Annotated in this window: 18 protein-coding genes; 10 read left to right on the forward strand and 8 right to left on the reverse strand. The window is 35.5% G+C overall.

Annotated elements, in window-relative coordinates:
* Positions 1-318 precede the first annotated feature (318 nt).
* From ACTJKN_RS08980 to ACTJKN_RS08990, 3 genes are all read left to right on the forward strand, one after another.
* Positions 319-2,829: a beta-L-arabinofuranosidase domain-containing protein gene (locus tag ACTJKN_RS08980; RefSeq protein ID WP_440824232.1), complete on the forward strand. Its 2,511-nt coding sequence runs from the start codon at positions 319-321 to the stop codon at positions 2,827-2,829.
* A 74-nt stretch (positions 2,830-2,903) separates the two neighbouring features.
* The gene (locus ACTJKN_RS08985) at positions 2,904-3,767 is read left to right on the forward strand and encodes an OmpA family protein (protein WP_215128017.1); all 864 of its coding nucleotides are present in this window, start codon (positions 2,904-2,906) and stop codon (positions 3,765-3,767) included.
* A 119-nt stretch (positions 3,768-3,886) separates the two neighbouring features.
* Entirely contained in the window at positions 3,887-4,468 is a 582-nt protein-coding gene (locus ACTJKN_RS08990) for an HPP family protein (RefSeq protein ID WP_440824235.1), read from the forward strand.
* 114 nt (positions 4,469-4,582) lie between these two features.
* On the opposite strand, the gene ACTJKN_RS08995 is transcribed toward ACTJKN_RS08990, so the two are convergent.
* Positions 4,583-4,783, reverse strand: coding sequence for a DUF3606 domain-containing protein (locus tag ACTJKN_RS08995; protein WP_440824237.1), 201 nt, complete (start codon positions 4,781-4,783; stop codon positions 4,583-4,585).
* Positions 4,784-5,077: 294 nt separating this feature from the next.
* Between ACTJKN_RS08995 and ACTJKN_RS09000 the strand changes: the two genes are divergently transcribed.
* A complete protein-coding gene (locus tag ACTJKN_RS09000) occupies positions 5,078-5,293 on the forward strand; it encodes a cold-shock protein (RefSeq protein ID WP_440824239.1) in 216 nt (71 codons plus the stop codon).
* Between the two features lie 31 nt (positions 5,294-5,324).
* Here the strand turns inward: ACTJKN_RS09000 and ACTJKN_RS09005 are convergent, their stop codons facing one another.
* On the reverse strand, positions 5,325-7,181 hold the full coding sequence (locus ACTJKN_RS09005) for an ATP-binding protein (RefSeq protein WP_440824241.1): 1,857 nt from the start codon (positions 7,179-7,181) through the stop codon (positions 5,325-5,327).
* 696 nt (positions 7,182-7,877) lie between these two features.
* On the opposite strand from ACTJKN_RS09005, the gene ACTJKN_RS09010 reads away from it, so the two are divergent.
* From ACTJKN_RS09010 to ACTJKN_RS09030, 5 genes are all read left to right on the forward strand, one after another.
* Positions 7,878-8,447 carry a UbiX family flavin prenyltransferase gene (locus ACTJKN_RS09010; RefSeq protein WP_440824243.1) on the forward strand — a complete coding sequence of 190 codons (570 nt, stop codon included), beginning with the start codon at positions 7,878-7,880 and terminating at the stop codon, positions 8,445-8,447.
* Between the two features lie 50 nt (positions 8,448-8,497).
* Entirely contained in the window at positions 8,498-9,043 is a 546-nt protein-coding gene (locus ACTJKN_RS09015; RefSeq protein ID WP_440824245.1) for a hypothetical protein, read from the forward strand.
* Between the two features lie 227 nt (positions 9,044-9,270).
* The gene (mtaB, locus tag ACTJKN_RS09020) at positions 9,271-10,593 is read left to right on the forward strand and encodes a tRNA (N(6)-L-threonylcarbamoyladenosine(37)-C(2))-methylthiotransferase MtaB (RefSeq protein WP_440824247.1); all 1,323 of its coding nucleotides are present in this window, start codon (positions 9,271-9,273) and stop codon (positions 10,591-10,593) included.
* 481 nt (positions 10,594-11,074) lie between these two features.
* Complete coding sequence (locus ACTJKN_RS09025) at positions 11,075-12,223, forward strand: prolipoprotein diacylglyceryl transferase (protein ID WP_440824249.1); 1,149 nt, start codon at positions 11,075-11,077, stop codon at positions 12,221-12,223.
* A 56-nt stretch (positions 12,224-12,279) separates the two neighbouring features.
* The gene (locus ACTJKN_RS09030; protein WP_440824251.1) at positions 12,280-13,068 is read left to right on the forward strand and encodes an inositol monophosphatase family protein; all 789 of its coding nucleotides are present in this window, start codon (positions 12,280-12,282) and stop codon (positions 13,066-13,068) included.
* Between the two features lie 171 nt (positions 13,069-13,239).
* On the opposite strand, the gene ACTJKN_RS09035 is transcribed toward ACTJKN_RS09030, so the two are convergent.
* From ACTJKN_RS09035 to ACTJKN_RS09060, 6 genes are all read right to left on the reverse strand, one after another.
* Positions 13,240-13,791 (reverse strand): NifU family protein, encoded by a 552-nt coding sequence (locus ACTJKN_RS09035; protein ID WP_057934267.1) that lies wholly within the window; start codon positions 13,789-13,791, stop codon positions 13,240-13,242.
* 87 nt (positions 13,792-13,878) lie between these two features.
* Entirely contained in the window at positions 13,879-15,225 is a 1,347-nt protein-coding gene (gene purB, locus ACTJKN_RS09040) for an adenylosuccinate lyase (protein ID WP_440824253.1), read from the reverse strand.
* A gap of 127 nt (positions 15,226-15,352) precedes the next feature.
* A complete protein-coding gene (locus tag ACTJKN_RS09045; protein WP_440824255.1) occupies positions 15,353-15,550 on the reverse strand; it encodes a hypothetical protein in 198 nt (65 codons plus the stop codon).
* A gap of 140 nt (positions 15,551-15,690) precedes the next feature.
* Positions 15,691-15,912 carry a hypothetical protein gene (locus ACTJKN_RS09050; RefSeq protein WP_440824257.1) on the reverse strand — a complete coding sequence of 74 codons (222 nt, stop codon included), beginning with the start codon at positions 15,910-15,912 and terminating at the stop codon, positions 15,691-15,693.
* 132 nt (positions 15,913-16,044) lie between these two features.
* Positions 16,045-16,263: a hypothetical protein gene (locus ACTJKN_RS09055; RefSeq protein ID WP_057934271.1), complete on the reverse strand. Its 219-nt coding sequence runs from the start codon at positions 16,261-16,263 to the stop codon at positions 16,045-16,047.
* Between the two features lie 146 nt (positions 16,264-16,409).
* On the reverse strand, positions 16,410-16,631 hold the full coding sequence (locus ACTJKN_RS09060; RefSeq protein WP_055911571.1) for a hypothetical protein: 222 nt from the start codon (positions 16,629-16,631) through the stop codon (positions 16,410-16,412).
* Between the two features lie 201 nt (positions 16,632-16,832).
* On the opposite strand from ACTJKN_RS09060, the gene ACTJKN_RS09065 reads away from it, so the two are divergent.
* Positions 16,833-17,399: an RNA polymerase sigma factor gene (locus ACTJKN_RS09065; RefSeq protein WP_215127989.1), complete on the forward strand. Its 567-nt coding sequence runs from the start codon at positions 16,833-16,835 to the stop codon at positions 17,397-17,399.

Consider the following 17,399-nt stretch of genomic DNA (forward strand, 5'->3'; position numbering starts at 1 on the left):
ATCCCCCGATTCTAAATTAACGCTCTCTAGATCTAATATATAACTAATCTCAGTTTTCACCAAAAGCATGATGGGCAAACGAGGCAAATGCTTACCATAGCGAGTTAGAAATAGGTATATATCACAATTTGGTGTAAACCTCTGGCTTTGCAAACTGTATAATTTTTGATCTTTCAATTCATCATTTCGGCGTTTAGGTTTGCTTTAGCCAGCTTAACAGTGTTTTTTGAATTGTTTGAGTATATGCTTACTAAATCGTTTTAATATTCGCTCATATTTATTAGTTTTATAAAATATTATCTAACCAATAATCCCTTTATGAAAAGAATATTTACCTCAATCTATTTTCTGGTTTCCTGTCTATCTATTCATACTTCAAATGCCCAGAATTTAACTGAATTCAACAAAGCCCCCTTAAAACAGCATGTTTATGTGCAATTGCCCATAGGAAGTATTAAAGCCAAAGGATGGTTGTTAAAGCAACTGGAACAACAAAGAGATGGGGCAACGGGAATGGCAGAAGAGTTATACCCGGAGAAAGATAATCTGGGCAAAAACTCCGATTGGCTGGGAGGCGATGGAAATGGATGGGAACGGGTACCATATTATGTTAAAGGTTTAGTAGCATTGGCTTATACCTTAGATGATCCTATGCTAAAAGCGAAAGCACAAAAGTATATCGATTGGACTCTAAACAATCAACAAGCCAACGGATTATTCGGCCCGCCGAAAATGAAAGATTGGTGGCCACGTATGCCCATGATGTATGCTTTGCAAAGCTATTATGAAGCCACAAATGATAAAAGGGTAATTCCTTTTCTGTCAAAATATTTCAAATATGAACTGGCCAATCTTGATGGCGACCCATTAAAGGAGTGGGGTAAATCAAGAGCAGGCGATAATATGGAAATAGCCATTTGGCTTTACAATAAAACCGGCGATCAGTATTTATTACGACTAGTAGAAAAGTTAAAACAACAGGCATACCCTTGGATCGATATTTATAGCAACAACGGGTTTTACTTTTTTGGTGATGATTTTCAGCCAAAACATATGGTTAATGTAGCTCAAGCCTTAAAATTTCCAGTGCTTTATGCACAACTTCAAGATCGTCCTTCTAATCTTGAAGCACTTTCCAAAGGTATAGCGCATATTATGCACGACCATGGCCAGCCAGAAGGTTTAGGATCAGGAACTGAATTCCTGGCGGGTACAAGCAGTATAGAAGGAGTAGAAACCTGTACAGTGGTAGAATGGATGCAGAGTTTAGAAACTGCGGCAAAGGTTATTCATGATGCAAGAATTGGCGATCAATTGGAAAAAGTAGCTTTTAATGCTTTGCCAGCTCAGTTCAGCCGCGATTTTAAAAACCATTCATATTATACATTACCTAACCAGGTTCAAAGCATTCAGGGTGAGCATGGCTTTAATCAGGATTATGGTTCAGGCATTGTTTCTAGTCCATATTCAGGTTTTGGCTGCTGCCGCTATAATATGCACATGGGCTGGCCTTATTTTGTGAAAAGTAGTGTAGTGGCTACCCCTGATAAAGGTTTGGCAGTAATTACCTATGGCCCAATGGAAATAGAAACTGTAGTAGCCAACAATAAAAAAATAAAAATTACCGAAGAAACCAATTATCCCTTCGAAGAACAAATCAGATTAAAGGTTGGGCTTAGCACTTCTACATCCTTTCCATTGATTTTAAGAATCCCAGCATGGAGTGTAAAACCAAGCATAAAATTAAATGGAACGATATTGAAAGGAGTAAAAGCTGGTGAAATGTTTACCATTTCCCGCGAATGGAAAAATCAGGATCAATTAGAACTGAATTTCCCAATGCAAATTACTACTCAGGCTCAAGTAAACAATTCCATTAGTGTAGAACGTGGGCCTATTGTGTATGCATTAGAAATTAAGGCAGCAAATAAGGTAATCAAAACACATCCGGTTGCTGGCTTTACAGATTACGAAATTCATCCGGAATCGGCATGGAATTATGGCTTAGTATTAGATAAAGGTAATTTAAGCAACGTTAGCGTGGTGAACGCTGCTATGCCCGAAAATCCTTTTATTGCCGCGAATGCACCAGTTAAATTAAAGGTTCAGGCAAAAAAGATCCCTTTATGGACGCTGGGCTACAACAAAGTAGCTGCTTTTGATGTGCCTTTTAGTCCAATTTCCTCAACCGAAAAACAGGAAGAAGTTACCTTGGTACCTTATGGCTCTGAAAATATACGCCTAAGCTGTTTTCCTGTGATCGGTTTGCCCAAAAAAATAAATAAGGCTTTGGTCGAAAATTTTGATCATGGAATGGCCAATAATTGGGTTTTTTATGGCGGTGGCTGGTTTTGGAAAGATGGAGCGGTTAATTCTGCATCAAATGCAGGCTCTGGTGGTTATGGCATAAATGGATCCAAATATGTAGCTAATGGAACAGATTTTAAAGATTTTACCTATCAGGCAAATGTTAAAATCAATACAGCCGGCGATGCAGGTTTAATGTTCAGGGTTTCTAATCCGGCAATTGGTGCCGATGCTTACCAAGGGTATTATGTGGGTTTGGACCAGCTCAATGGAAAGGTACTGCTAGGGAAAGCTAACGGGCAAAAATGGACCGTTATAGGTTCAGGGAAATATCCTGTTGAAATGAACAAAATGTATACCTTAATGATAGTGGCGAAAGGAGATGAATTTAATGTTTTTATAAACGGGTCGGCAAAGCCCATTCTTTCTGCAACAGATAGTCAATATCAATCTGGTAGTATAGGATTAAGAGCGTATAAAGCTTTGGCTAGCTTCGATTCGGTAAAGATTAACGCTTTTTAACATCGGTTCAGGCCAGTATTGAACTTTGCGGCAAGGAATTTGTTAACCTATTATCAATAAATAAAAATAAGATTATGAAATTATACAAATCAATTCCCATAATGCTCTTTGCCATTGCGCTTGCAGCCGGTTGTGTAAGCAATAAGAAATATGCAGAACTTCAGGACACCTATTCAAAGTTGAGAGAAAGGAACCAGGAGTTAAGTAATAAATACCAGGATAGCCAACGCGAGCTTAGCGGCAGCACCAGCAGGGTTAAAAGTTTAGAAGAACAGATTGCCTCAGAAAAAGCCAATGTAACTGCATTGCAGGATGCTTTGAACAAATGTTTAAATTCTAGTAGCCAGGGCAATGTTAATATTTCGAAACTGGTTGATGAAATTAACAGTTCGAATAAATACATCAAACAACTGGTAAATGCTAAAAATAAAAGCGACTCACTTAATATGGTGTTGACTAATAATTTGACGAGATCATTAAGTAAAGAAGAATTGGGAGATGTTGATGTACAGGTGCTTAAAGGCGTAGTTTATATCTCTTTAGCCGATAATATGTTGTATAAATCAGGTAGTTACGAAGTTTCCGATAAAGCGGGGGAAACTTTAAACAAAATTGCTAAAATCATTAAAGATTACGATACCTATGATGTTTTGATTGAAGGTAATACCGATAATGTACCTATTGCGCAGACTAATATCCGCAACAATTGGGATTTGAGTGCCTTGCGTGCTTCGTCAGTGGTTCAGGTATTGCAGACTAAATATGCTGTAGATCCTAAGCGTTTAACAGCAGGCGGACGTGGTGAGTTTAATCCAATTGCTGATAATACAACAGCAGGAGGGAAAGCGAAAAACAGACGTACACAGATCATTATTACACCTAAGTTAGATCAGTTTATGGATCTGATTGGAAAAGCGCCTGAACAGTCTCAAAAATAAAATCACAAATAATAATCATTTAAAGGGTTGAAATTAATTTTTCAGCCCTTTTTTATTTGTAAAGCTTTCTCTTTTCCCTTTTATATTTTGCTAATTTTGCACGCGCTCCAGTACAGGTTATGAGAAAACGGATAAGAAAGCACCTTCGCACAGCAAAATACATCGTTTACAAAGAAACTTTAATCGATTTTAAAGAACACTTTTGGACATTTATAGGCGCTTTTGTAGGGGTTGGTATTATTGGGTTACTTAATTCTAAATACTTTACCGCGAACGATAATTTATTTCTAATCGGTTCTTTTGGGGCTTCATCTGTACTCATTTATGGTATTATCAATAGTCCGCTTGCACAACCGAGAAATTTGGTCGGCGGCCACCTGGTTTGTGCCATAGTAGGTGTTACCGTTCATAAGCTTATTCCAGGCGAAGTTTGGTTGGCCGCTGCATTATCTGTTTCACTATCTATCGTATTAATGCAGATCACGAAGACCCTGCATCCCCCAGGGGGAGCAACTGCGCTAATTGCCAATATAGGGTCTGCCAAAATTCAGTCTTTGGGTTATTTATACGTGCTAAGTCCAGTATTATCAGGTGCTTGTATCCTTTTAATGGTGGCCATTATTGTCAACAACAGAACCTCGCACCGTAGTTATCCCAATAACAAAAAATGGTATAGGGTTTGGCACAGATACCGCAGGTAAACAGTTACCTATAACTCTATTCTTATAACGCATTTAGCTATTTAAATAAATGTATATTTGATTATGTGAGTAATTAAATAATCTAATTACATTGCTTTCTTTCGCTGATGTAAATCAGGAAATGATTATTTTTTTCTTTTGCTGGTTTAAATAAGCTATAATTTGATTTAACATAATGCTTCTTGTTGCCCTCACTGCTGATTTCAAAGCTTCTGAACTTACGCCTAAACGGTTAGCCCAATAATTTCGATCTGTTTCTTCAGATAATAAGATGATTTCTTCTTTAATGCTTGGAGTTTGGATGAGATTTTTCATGTTGGGATGATTAATTCAGTTAATAACACGCACAAGCTCGATTTGGTTCAATAAAAATAGGTTTTTTTATTTGTAATAACAATTTGTAAAACAGTTGTTTAAATAAAAATAAGTGACATTTTAATCATAACTAAAATTAAGTCGAAATTGCCCACTTTTCTTCTATTAATTCGTTTTAGTAATAATAAAAGGTATATGCTATAACTAATAATTATACAAAAAATAATTTTATGTATTTTTAATTATACGTAAAATGACTATAATTGCCTATTATTTATAAAAAAATATTCTGTAATGGGTGATATGAGGAAGGGAGACGTTACTCAGATTGACTTTGAATATGGACATGGAATCATTATTGACGAAAATGGCCAGGATATTCACTTTCAATTAGATAATTTATCTGATCAAATTAATATAAATTCGAAAATAATTTTTGAAATAGAATTACGTAAACATGGTTTGGTAGCGGTTAACGTTAAATTAGAAATGGAAGAAATAAGAGGTTAGTTCACATACCCAAGCAAATTAACATTACATATTATTGTTGGTCATTTGTAGTAGGTAGGCTGAAATAAAATGTAGAACCTTTACCCAATTTGCTTTCTGCCCAAATTTTACCCTGATGCCTTTCAATTACTTCGGCACAGATATACAGGCCAACTCCAAATCCTGCAATTGTTTTAGTATCAGGGCTGTCTACGCGGTAAAAACGGTCGAAAAGTTTGGGTATATCATTTTCCCTAATGCCAATGCCTTCATCTTCCACACTTACAATTACTTGGCCCTTTTGTGTTTCGCATTTTATTGCAATTAAAGAGTTCTTTTTTGAGTATTTCGCTGCATTTCCAATCAGGTTAGTAATCACATTGCCAATTTTCTCCATATCGGCATTTATAATTATTTCTTCCGTACCAATCACCTGGATGAAATGGCTTGGTAAAACAATTCTATATTCTTCAGCTATGGTTTTAATCAAATCAATAAGGCTAAAATTTGTTTTGTTCAATAAAATTTTGCCAGCTTCTAATAAGGATACATTTAAAAAGCCATCAATCATTAACGACATTCTTTTTAATTGAACATTTACCTTATCAAGTATCTGAATGGTGAAGTCGTTATCAGTTTCTTTAAATTTATGCTGTAAAAGTTGTATATAAGCACTTAACGATGTCAATGGAGTTTTAAGCTCGTGACTTACCATACCTATAAAGTCGTTTTTTCTAATTTCGTCCTGTTTATGTTCTGTAATATCCAAAACTGCTCCAGCAATATAAACGGCTTTTCCTTGTTCATTATAATAGGCTTTTCCTGCTGTTCTTAACCATTTTCTTTTAGCGCCTATGCCATTCAAATTAATTTGATATTCGATGTTAAAAGCGTTTCGGTGATGTAATGCGCGTCTGATGCCACTGGTAAGGTGCCCGATGTCTTCCGTACTTATCAGTGATTTAGCTTCTTCTATATCCAACCTGTTATTTTCCAGTTCGTAAATTTGTTGTGCCCTTTCAGATAAAAGTATCTGTTTGCTTTCCAGATCGATATTCCATGAACCCATTTCTGATGCATCCATGGCTATTTTTAAAATGTCTTTAGCTTTAAGTAGTTCTTTTTTAAAATTTACCTGCTCCGTAATATCTTTAATAATAACTAGAATCCTGTTTACTTCATTTTTATCATTTTTTAACGGCTCGTAAAAAGCTATAAAATAACCATCTGAAATAGGAGTCGAAATTTTTAATTCATTGATTGTTAAGGGTTGGCCGTTTTTAAAAATATCTTTTACATGCGCTACAAGTGCTTGCTGTTTTTCGAGTTCTGGTCGTGCCTTTTCTTGCGCAACTCCGATTACTTCTTTCCTGGTTTTGCCCCAAAGTTTTAATATGTTATCGTTTGCATATTCTGTAATAAGCTCTGGACCTTTTAATACGCACATGCCCAGAGGGGCCTGCTCGAAAAATCCTCTAAAACGTGCTTCACTTTCTGAAAGTTCAAATAAAATATGTTCAAGGTCATTTTCATCCAGCGGAATTTCCCTTAATGAACAGATGATATATTCAACCGGGCGATCGTTTTGTAATACCGGCGAAAATTCTAATTCCCATTTTACGTTTGGTGAGTTAGAATAAATGGGATGAATAACCAATGTACTTTTTGCCTTAAGCTCGCTTACTTTCTGAACTGTTTTAATCAGATGCACTTTTTCAGCAGCAGAAAGGAGGTTTGGAACAATGTTAATATCATAGAATTTTAATTTTCCTCCCACACGCTCTGTTAAAGCTTGATAAGCATCGTTATGCTCTACCACCACCAATATCGGTTTTACTTTAAAAATGATTATAGGATTCTTAGAATGTTTTAACAGTGCTTTTAAGAAAGGAGAGGCTAAATCTATCATAAATTTAAGTTGACACTTTCCCAAATATAATCGTTAAGTAGTTAATCACCAACCGATTTGTACGGATGATATAATATTTATCATACAGAATAGTATAAATTGTAAGTGTTTTGTTTTTCTGGGTTGTTGTAAATAATTGTAGGTCAGTATTTAATGCTCTTACTTGGTGTCATGGTTAAACATTCATGATATGGGGGCTATAAATGGTAAATAATATTTCGTTTGCGCTTCGGTTACTAAGGACACTCATTCAGGGAGCATAAGTTATAAAATCGCCTTAATATTTTTATGCAATCGAATTTGTTTTATGTTATATCAAAATCAACAAATTGTAAAGTAAATGTGTAAAAATAGATAGCCTAACGGTAAAATAAGTATTTATCTAGATATTATGACTGATTTGTAAGACAATATTAAACGGTATTTTATTAAAAATGGTGTCTTTTTAAGTAGAAAAAAAGTTTTTATGTGTTTTTGTGTAAAATTATTTATTTGGTAATCAGATAGTTATATTTTGTTTTCGAATTAAATGTTTGATTTAAGCGATTTAACATTTCTCACTTACATTTTTTTAAAAATTTATATATATTTGTTCTTACCCTTTCGAGGGTATGTTTTTCATAGGTAGATGTAGGGTCAGAACAATGTTCTGGCCCTTTTTTGTTTTAATAGATTTAGAAAAACTATTTTTGTGTTATGATTAAAAAGAAAGTGATTGTTGCGGTTACAGGAGCCAGCGGTTCTATTTATTCAAAAGTTTTATTTGACCGGTTATTAACATTAAGAGATCAGATCGAGGCTGTTGGTGTAGTGATGAGCGACAATGCAAAAGCGGTTTGGCAATTCGAACTGGGAAACCAGGATTATAACCATTTTAAAGACTTTACCTTTTATAACAAAAATGATTTTAACGCCCCTTTTGCTTCAGGGTCGGCAAAGTACGATACCATGATTATCGTTCCTTGTTCTATGGGAACTTTGGGTAGGGTAGCACATGGAATATCGAACGATTTGATTTCGAGGGCAGCAGACGTTGTGTTAAAAGAACGCAGGAAATTAATAGCTGTAGTAAGAGATACCCCGTTCAGTTTAATCCATATCAACAATATGAAAACTGTAACTGAAGCAGGTGGAATCATCTGTCCCGCTAATCCATCTTTTTACAGTTTGCCTCAAACAATAGAAGAGGTTGCTGGCACGGTAATTAGCCGGGTGTTAGATCTGGCAGGTTTTGAGCAGGAAAGTTATCGGTGGCAGGAGCAGTAATTGGTATTTTGCCGAATTTTAAATATTTTTAGTCGATTTAAATCAAACTCATGAAACTATTTTTACGCTCTATCTTATGCTGCGCAGTGTTATGCCCTTTTTTTTCTCAGGTTAAGGCTCAGCAGGATTTTCTGATTAATTCAAAAAACGACACTTTAAAAGGTGAAATAAAAAAACAATTTATTGGTTTTTATCGGTTCAAGCCAGAGGGAGGTACCAGTTTTAATAAAATTCCAATCCGCGAAACCAAAGAATTTTATAAAGTAGAAAAAGAGATAAATTATCTTGTTAAAGTACGCCCGGATAAAAGGAGCCCGGACTTTTTACAAAGATTGGTTAAAGGCAAAATTGATTTGTTCGAATATTACAGACAAAGTGGTAATAATCAGGTTGATATTGTTTGGTATGCCAGTAAAGAAAATGGAAAGCTGTTTGAGGTAAAAAGCAACCATATCTTCGGTTCTCGCAATGATCGCAAGGATAGGTTATACAGTTTAATAAGCGACAAACCCGAACTGTTAGAAAAATTTAAAAAAGATGATAGTTACAGCTTTGAAGCTGTGAAGGAATGCATTAAATTATATAACTCAAACTAAATAGCCGATACTCATGCCAAAATTAAGCTTTATTGTAGTTGTTTTGTTCGTTTCAGGTATCTGTTTATCTGGCTGTGAAAAAAAAGCCTGCCCAGAAGGAATGCACGAGTTGCGTTTAAAGGATGGTACTACTATATGCGTTCCAAATAATTTATAGTCTGTAATTTGTCAGTTCTCAAAACTCAAAACCGACAAGTCCGAACAAATTTCCTATCTTTGCAGCCTCAATGAAAAAGGTCGCATTTTATACATTAGGTTGTAAACTCAATTTCTCCGAAACATCAACTATCGGTCGTTTATTTACCGATGCGGGTTATGCCGTAGTAGAATTTCAGGATCAGGCAGATGTTTATGTGATCAATACCTGCTCTGTTACTGAGCATGCCGATAAAAAATGCCGTAAAGTTGTTAAAGAAGCTTTAAAATATTCCCCGAATGCCTTTGTAACCATTGTAGGTTGCTATGCGCAGTTAAAACCACAGGAAATTGCCGAAATAGAAGGTGTTGATATGGTTTTAGGCGCTGCAGAAAAGTTCAGGATAGTAGAATATATTACCGATTTAACCAAACAACCAAAAACCCTTATTCATCAGCAAAATATTGAGAAAGTAAACCATAATTTTATTGCCTCTTATTCGATTGGTGATAGAACGCGTACTTTTTTGAAAGTACAGGATGGTTGCGATTATCCTTGTACATACTGCACCATTCCTTTAGCACGCGGTGCAAGCCGGAGCGATACCATTGAAAATGTAGTGAATCGTGCAAAAATGATTGCAGATAGCGGTGTTAAAGAAATTGTTTTAACCGGTGTAAATCTTGGCGATTTCGGAATTAGAAACGGCCAGCGTGAAGATAAATTTTTTGATCTTGTTAAAGCTTTAGATGAGGTAGAAGGAATTGAAAGAATCCGCATTTCGTCTATTGAACCGAATCTTTTGAGCAATGAGATCATTCAGTTTGTATCGACTTCTAAAAGGTTTGTTCCGCATTTTCACATTCCCCTGCAATCGGGTTCTGATAAAATTTTAGGTTTAATGCGCCGTCGTTACCGTACAGATTTGTATGTAGAGCGTGTTGCCAAAATTAAGGAAGTAATGCCTCATTGCTGTATTGGTGTTGATGTGATTGTTGGTTTTCCTGGAGAAACGAAAGAAGATTTCTTGGACACCTATCAATTCTTAAATCAGCTTGATATTTCTTATTTACACGTATTTACTTATTCTGAGCGCGAATTAACAGCTGCAGCCGAAATGAAAGGCGTTGTGGCGGGCAGTGAGCGTAATGAGCGTAGTAAAATGCTCCATATTTTATCTGATAAAAAAAGGAGAGCTTTCTACGAATCTCAAATTGGTACCGAAGCTGAAGTGCTTTTCGAGGCAGATCAGAAATCAGGTTACATGCATGGTTTTACTAAAAACTATGTAAAAGTACGTGCAAAATACGATCCGGTTATGGTAAATGAATTGAAAGCGGTTAAGCTTTTAGAAATTACTGCCGATGGAGAAGTAGAAGTAGCCGAATTGGAAACGATTCACGCGCATCATTAGTTTAGTCCGAAGTCATAAGTCTTCAGTTCAAATACCCTTTACTGTCATTCTGAACGCAGTGAAGAATCTTTTACTTATGAAAAGTTAAACCGCTGAAAGCGCTTAGCTGATAAAATATTTTGCCGTTACAAGATAGATCCTTCACTGCGTTCAGGATGACAAATGAACGGAGAAGGAAGACTTGTTTTTGGAATCAGTCTTTAATACCTAATACCCCATAAGAACTACTACAATCAGTTAACTAAACCTGATCGCAGCGAACACGAATCCCGATTTTTTTCAATCGGTTGAGTAAAGCGCAGAGCAGGGCTGTACTAACCGATGAAATACAGAACCATTCTTTTCCAAAAAAAATAGATTTTTATACGCTTTTTCGGCCTTTCAACCAAGAGCTTTGGTCTTTCTCCTTTAGTCTTTAAGCTTTCCGCTTTAATCTTTCAGCTTTGGTCTTTCTTTCCTATCTTCGCAACAAATTATTTGTATGTTTCCTACCGTTTCACATTTTTTAGAATACTTGTTCGGCATTAATTTACCGCTTCCATTTAATACTTTCGGTGTTTTTGTAGCACTGGCGTTTGTTGCTGGTTACTGGGCTTTCACCAAAGAGCTTAAGCGTAAGGAAGCATTAGGCATACTCCACCCAATTAAAAAAACAATTGTGGTTGGCAAACCTGCTACTACATCAGAGCTGATCATGAATGGTCTTTTTGGCTTTGTTATTGGTTATAAATTGGTTTATGCGTTGTTAAACTACAAACTTTTTGTAAATGATGCACAGTCGATTTTAATGTCGACCAAAGGAAATATAATTGGTGGTTTGTTTTTTGCAGGGCTGTTTGCTTATTGGGATTACACCGAAAAGAATAAACACAAGCTTGATAAACCAAAAGAAACACAGGTAACCGTCCACCCATACCAAACCATGAGTAACCTGATTGTTTGGGCGGCTATCTGGGGTTTTTTAGGTGCAAAGTTTTTCGATAACCTAGAGTATTGGGATGATTTTGTTCAACATCCCATCGAGCGCTTATTATCGTTTAGTGGTTTAACTTTTTATGGTGGTTTAATTTGCGGTGGTGCAGCGGTGTTGATTATAGCAAAAAGAAATGGCATCAAACCTTTACACATGCTTGATGTTGGCGGCCCTGGGATGATGCTGGCTTACGCTGTAGGGCGTATTGGTTGCCACTTAGCTGGCGATGGTGACTGGGGTATCCCAAATCATAATCCAAAGCCATTTTCCTGGTTGCCAGATTGGTTGTGGTCTTACAAATATCCGAATAATGTAGTAGGAGATGGCATTCCAATTCCTGGTTGTAGCGGTAAATTCTGCAACGAACTGGCACAAGGCGTATATCCAACACCGATTTATGAAGTAATTATCTGTTTAATTCTTTTTGCTTTCTTATGGAAGATTAGAGATAAAATAAAAGCACCAGGTTTAATGTTTGGTATTTATATGATCTTGAACGGTATGGAGCGTTTCTGCATCGAATTAATCCGTGTAAACTCAAAATACCATGTTTTTGGTTTGTATTTTACCCAGGCAGAAATGATTTCTACCTTTCTTGTTGTTGGTGGTATTGCACTAAGTGCTTATGCTTTAAGGAACAGAAATCAACTGGCTTAAATATCTATAAGTTTATTCATCATCCAATAAACATCTCGTTTTACTGTTAAATAGTTATGAATTACGAATTACTGTGCACAAAAGTAATATCGATTGTAAGGCTTACGGGAAATTTTATCCGCAAAGAAGCAATACAATTCGATGCCCAGAAAATTGAATACAAAGGGTTAAATGATATGGTTTCTTATGTTGATAAAACAGCAGAGCAGAAACTGGTTCAAAACCTCGAAAAGTTAATTCCCGGCGCCGGTTTTATTACTGAAGAGAAAACCATCAATAGAACAGGTAAAACTTATACCTGGATAATCGATCCCTTGGATGGTACTACTAATTTTATCCACGGCATTCCGACTTACGGTATAAGCGTGGCGCTTTATGAAGATGGATTACCTGTAATTGGTGTAGTTTACGAATTAAATAGGGGAGAGATGTTCTATTCGTATAAAGGCGGACTTGCTTTTATGAATAAGAAAGAAATTAAGGTTTCTATAAATCCTAATCTGGGCTCAAGTTTGTTGGCAACAGGTTTTCCGTATTACCAGTTTGATAAACAACCTCAGTATATAAAACTATTGACTGAGATGATGCAGAAAAGCCACGGTGTACGTCGAATTGGCGCTGCGGCAATAGATCTGGTATATACAGCCTGTGGACGTTTCGATGCCTTTTTTGAATACAATCTACAGCAATGGGATTTTGCAGCTGGATGTTTTATTGTGCAGCAGGCAGGAGGAGAAGTGTACGATTTCTCAGGTGGAAATGATTACTTTGAAAAAAGGGAGATATTGGCTACCAATGGAAAACTTACTGCCGAAATGTTAACCGCGATTAAACAGTATTTTTAAGCTATTCGTCATGCTGAATTTATTTCAGCATCTTAACGACCCTGACCTGTAGCGAAGCGGAAAGCTACGCAGTAAAATAAATTCAGGGCGACGGATCGGTTAAATAAAAAAAAAAGGTCCCGATTCTCATCGGGACCTTTTCACTATATGTACTATGAAAAATGCACAATTTTAAAGCGCTTCAGAAACAACTTCTGTAACTTCCGGCACCATTCTCTGCAATAAGTTTTGGATCCCAGATTTAAGTGTAATGGTAGAAGATGGGCAACCGCTACAAGAACCACGTAATTCTACTGTAACCACGCCTTCATCGAAAGATTTGTACGTAATTGCACCACCATCCTGTTCAACAGCCGGGCGTACATAATCGTGCAGAATCTGCTGAATTTTAATTTCGGTTTCTGTACCCTCAAAAGCAGGGGCTTCTTCGGTAGTTGCTTCTTTAATTTTTAATTCAGATTCTACAGCTCCCTTTACAAATTCTTTTAAAATGGCTTCAATATCAGCCCATTCTGCATCATCTGTTTTGGTAATGGTAACAAAATTGCTGGCGAAAAAAACACCAGAAACAAAGTTGAACTTAAATAACTCTTTAGCAAAAGGCGAATGTTCTGCACTTTCTTTAGTTGCAAAATCCTCACTGCCATTTATTAACAGCTTGTTTACCATGAATTTCATGGTAGCTGGATTTGGAGTCTGTTCTGTATATACGTTAATCGTCATGTCTTAATCAATTTGAATAAACAAAATTAACAATTACTCACTAATAAAACCTTTTCAAGCTGTCTGCTTAACGTCAATTTAATTTGACTAGAAAATACCAGTATAATTAAAGGGTGTAATCGTTCTCAATTGCACTTTAACAGCTTCAGAAACTGCTAAACCTTCAATAAACTCAGCAATACTTGCAGCATTGATTTTTGAATTTGTTCTGGTTAATTCTTTCAAGGCTTCGTAAGGGTTAGGGTAATTCTCTCTTCTTAAGACCGTTTGAATAGCCTCGGCAACAACTGCCCAGTTTTCGTCCAAATCGGCATGTAGAGCAGTTTCATTTAATAAAATCTTGTTTAATCCACGTAGCGTGGAATTAATAGCAATTAAGGTATGTCCAAAAGGAACGCCTACGTTTCTTAAAACAGTAGAGTCAGTTAAGTCTCTTTGTAAGCGTGAGATTGGCAATTTAGCAGCGAAAAACTCGAACAAAGCATTGGCAATGCCTGCATTTCCTTCAGCGTTTTCGAAATCGATTGGGTTAACCTTATGTGGCATAGCCGATGAACCAATTTCTCCGGCTTTAATTTTCTGTTTAAAATAGTTTTTAGAAATATACGTCCAGATATCTCTGTCTAAATCTATAATAATGTTGTTTATGCGTTTCAAAGCATCGCATTGAGCTGCAAATTGATCGTAATGTTCAATTTGTGTGGTATGCTGTGCACGTGTTAAGCCCAAAGTCTCGTTAACAAACTGGTTAGAAAAATTAACCCAGTTTACTGTAGGGTAAGCAATATGGTGTGCGTTAAAGTTTCCAGTTGCACCACCAAATTTTGCACTATTGGGGATATTTTTTAAGTTTTCTACCTGGATGGCCAAGCGTTCGGCGAAAACCAAAAATTCTTTGCCTAATTTGGTAGGAGAGGCTGGCTGGCCATGTGTATGTGCCAACATTGGAATGTCTTTCCACTCTGTAGCCAGCGCATTTATCTTTTCGATCAGCGTATTAATTGCCGGATAATAACTTTCATTCAAAGCTAATTTAATAGAATAAGGAATGGCAGTATTATTAATGTCCTGAGAGGTTAATCCGAAGTGGATAAACTCTTTATAGTGCTGAAGTGATAACGCATCGAATTTACTTTTGATAAAATATTCAACAGCTTTAACATCGTGGTTGGTTACTTTTTCAGTTTCCTTAATTTCTAAGGCATCAACTTCTGAGAAGTTTTCGTGGATTTTGCGTAATTGGGCATAAAGATTTTTATCAAAATTTTCTAAGCCAGGCAAGTTGATTTCGCAAAGTGCGATAAAATATTCGATTTCTACAAAAACACGGTATTTGATTAAGGCTTCTTCAGAAAAGTAAGCAGCTAAACTTTCGGTTGTTTTTCTGTAACGGCCATCAACTGGTGAAATAGCTTGTAGTGATGTTAAATTCATTATGCGGATTATATTTTTGCCGCAAATTTACTACAATTGATGGATTTTAAGGTCTTGATTCCTAGAAATTAATATAAAATAAAAAAGACCTTAGAATTTCCAAGGCCTTTTGCAGTAATAGCTAAAACTATTTTTTAGTGGTGTCTTTTACTGTAGTGTCTTTAACTGTTGTATCTTTTACTGTAGTATCTTTTACAGTTGTATCTACAACTGTAGAATCAACTTTAGATGAATCAGTTGTGCCATCTTTTTTTTCTGATTTACAAGCAACAACGGATAGGGATAAAGCTAGAGCTAAAAAGCCCATTTTGAATGCATTTTTCATTTTTTTTAATTTGTTTGGTTCTAAAGATTAATTAATTACTAATTTATACAAAAAACTTAAGAAAGTAACCCATTAAAGTGAAATAAAAAAGGTCACGATGTGAAAATCGTGACCTTTTTTGTGTAAATAGTTAAAATAAACTAGTGTTTTACTTCTTCTGTGGTTGTTGTAGCTTTTACAGAGGTATCTTTTACTGTAGAATCCTTTACAGTGGTGTCAACTTTAGTTGTATCAGTAATAATCGTTGATGAATCTGTAACTGTTGTATCAGTACCGTCAGCTTTTTTACCTGATTCGCCGCAAGCAGCAACTGTTAAAGATAGAGCTAGGGCTAAAAAGCCTAATTTGAATGCATTTTTCATTTTGATATCTGTTTTAGGGTTACTATTTACTATTAATGCCTAAAATGTTAAAAGGTAACCCGTTTTTTCTGATAAAATAAAAAAGCCTTTGAAAATTCATTTTTCAAAGGCTTTTCTTATAAGTAAGTTAGACTAGTGTTTAACTTCAGTTTTTTCTGTAGTAGTTTTTACAGTTGTATCTTTTACTGTAGAATCTTTTACTGTAGTATCTTTTGCAGTAGTATCAGTAACGATAGTTGAAGAATCTGTAGCTGTTGTATCAGTACCTTCTGCTTTTTTTTCTGAGTTACAAGCAACAACTGATAAAGATAAAGCTAGAGCTAAAAAGCCTAATTTGAATGCATTTTTCATTTTTGAGTATTTTAAGTAATTAATTAATTTACCTGTTAATACCACTTATTTAAAAAGGTAACCCGAAAAAATAAAAAAAAAGTAAAAAAAAATAAAAAAGGCTCCCGATTTTGCATCAGGAGCCTTTTTTTATGAGTAAAGTTAGACTAGTGTTTAACTTCTTCTGTAGTAGTTGTAGTAGCTTTTACAGTTGTATCTTTCACTGTAGAATCTTTTACTGTAGTATCTTTTGCAGTAGTATCAGTAACGATAGTAGAAGAATCAGTTAAAGTAGTATCAGCACCTTCAGCTTTTTTTTCTGAGTTACAAGCAACAACTGATAAAGATAAAGCTAAAGCTAAAAAGCCTAATTTGAATGCATTTTTCATTTTTGAATTTTTTAAGTAATTAATTTCTTATTAATGCCGCAAAGGTAAAAAGGTAACCCGATAATTTACAAAAATTGAAAATATTTTTTTTTTGAGGTTTGGGTTACCGTTTGCTTTAAGTTTGTATTAAGCAATTATAGTAGCTATAAATATTTTTTTGTCTAATATTGGGTTACTATTTATAGAAAAATGTATTAACTAGTGAATAACAGTTTAAAGAGTTCAGTTCCAACAGATAGAGAGGTTATTTTAGGTATTCTAAATAACTCAGAAGATACACTTAACAAGTTATACAAGGCTTATTATGCGATGGTTTTGCAGTTTATCCTGAATAATAACGGTGATGAAGATGATGCAAAAGATGTTTATCAGGAAGGTATAATAATTTTATATAACAAAATTAAGGAAGGCAATTTTGAGCTGAGCAGCAAACTCAAAACCTATATTTATTCGGTTTGCCGGCGCATTTGGCTAAAGAAACTTAGCCTAAACAGTAAAAAAGCCGGTAATATTACTGATTATGAGGATGTCTTTGCTGTTGAGGAAGATGTAGAGCACCATGAAGAAAAAGATGCTGCTTTTGTGAAAATGCAATCAGCACTCGATCATCTGGGCGAACCTTGTAAAACTATTATTCAGGATTTTTATATCCACAATTTATCCATGCAGGATATCTGCGAAAAATTTGGTTATACCAATACCGACAATGCAAAAACGCAGAAATATAAATGCCTGCAAAGGTTAAAGAAAATATTTTTTCAACCATAA

The sequence above is a fragment of the Pedobacter sp. 22163 genome (assembly GCF_052045595.1).
In the GTDB taxonomy this organism is placed as follows: Bacteria; Bacteroidota; Bacteroidia; order Sphingobacteriales; family Sphingobacteriaceae; genus Pedobacter.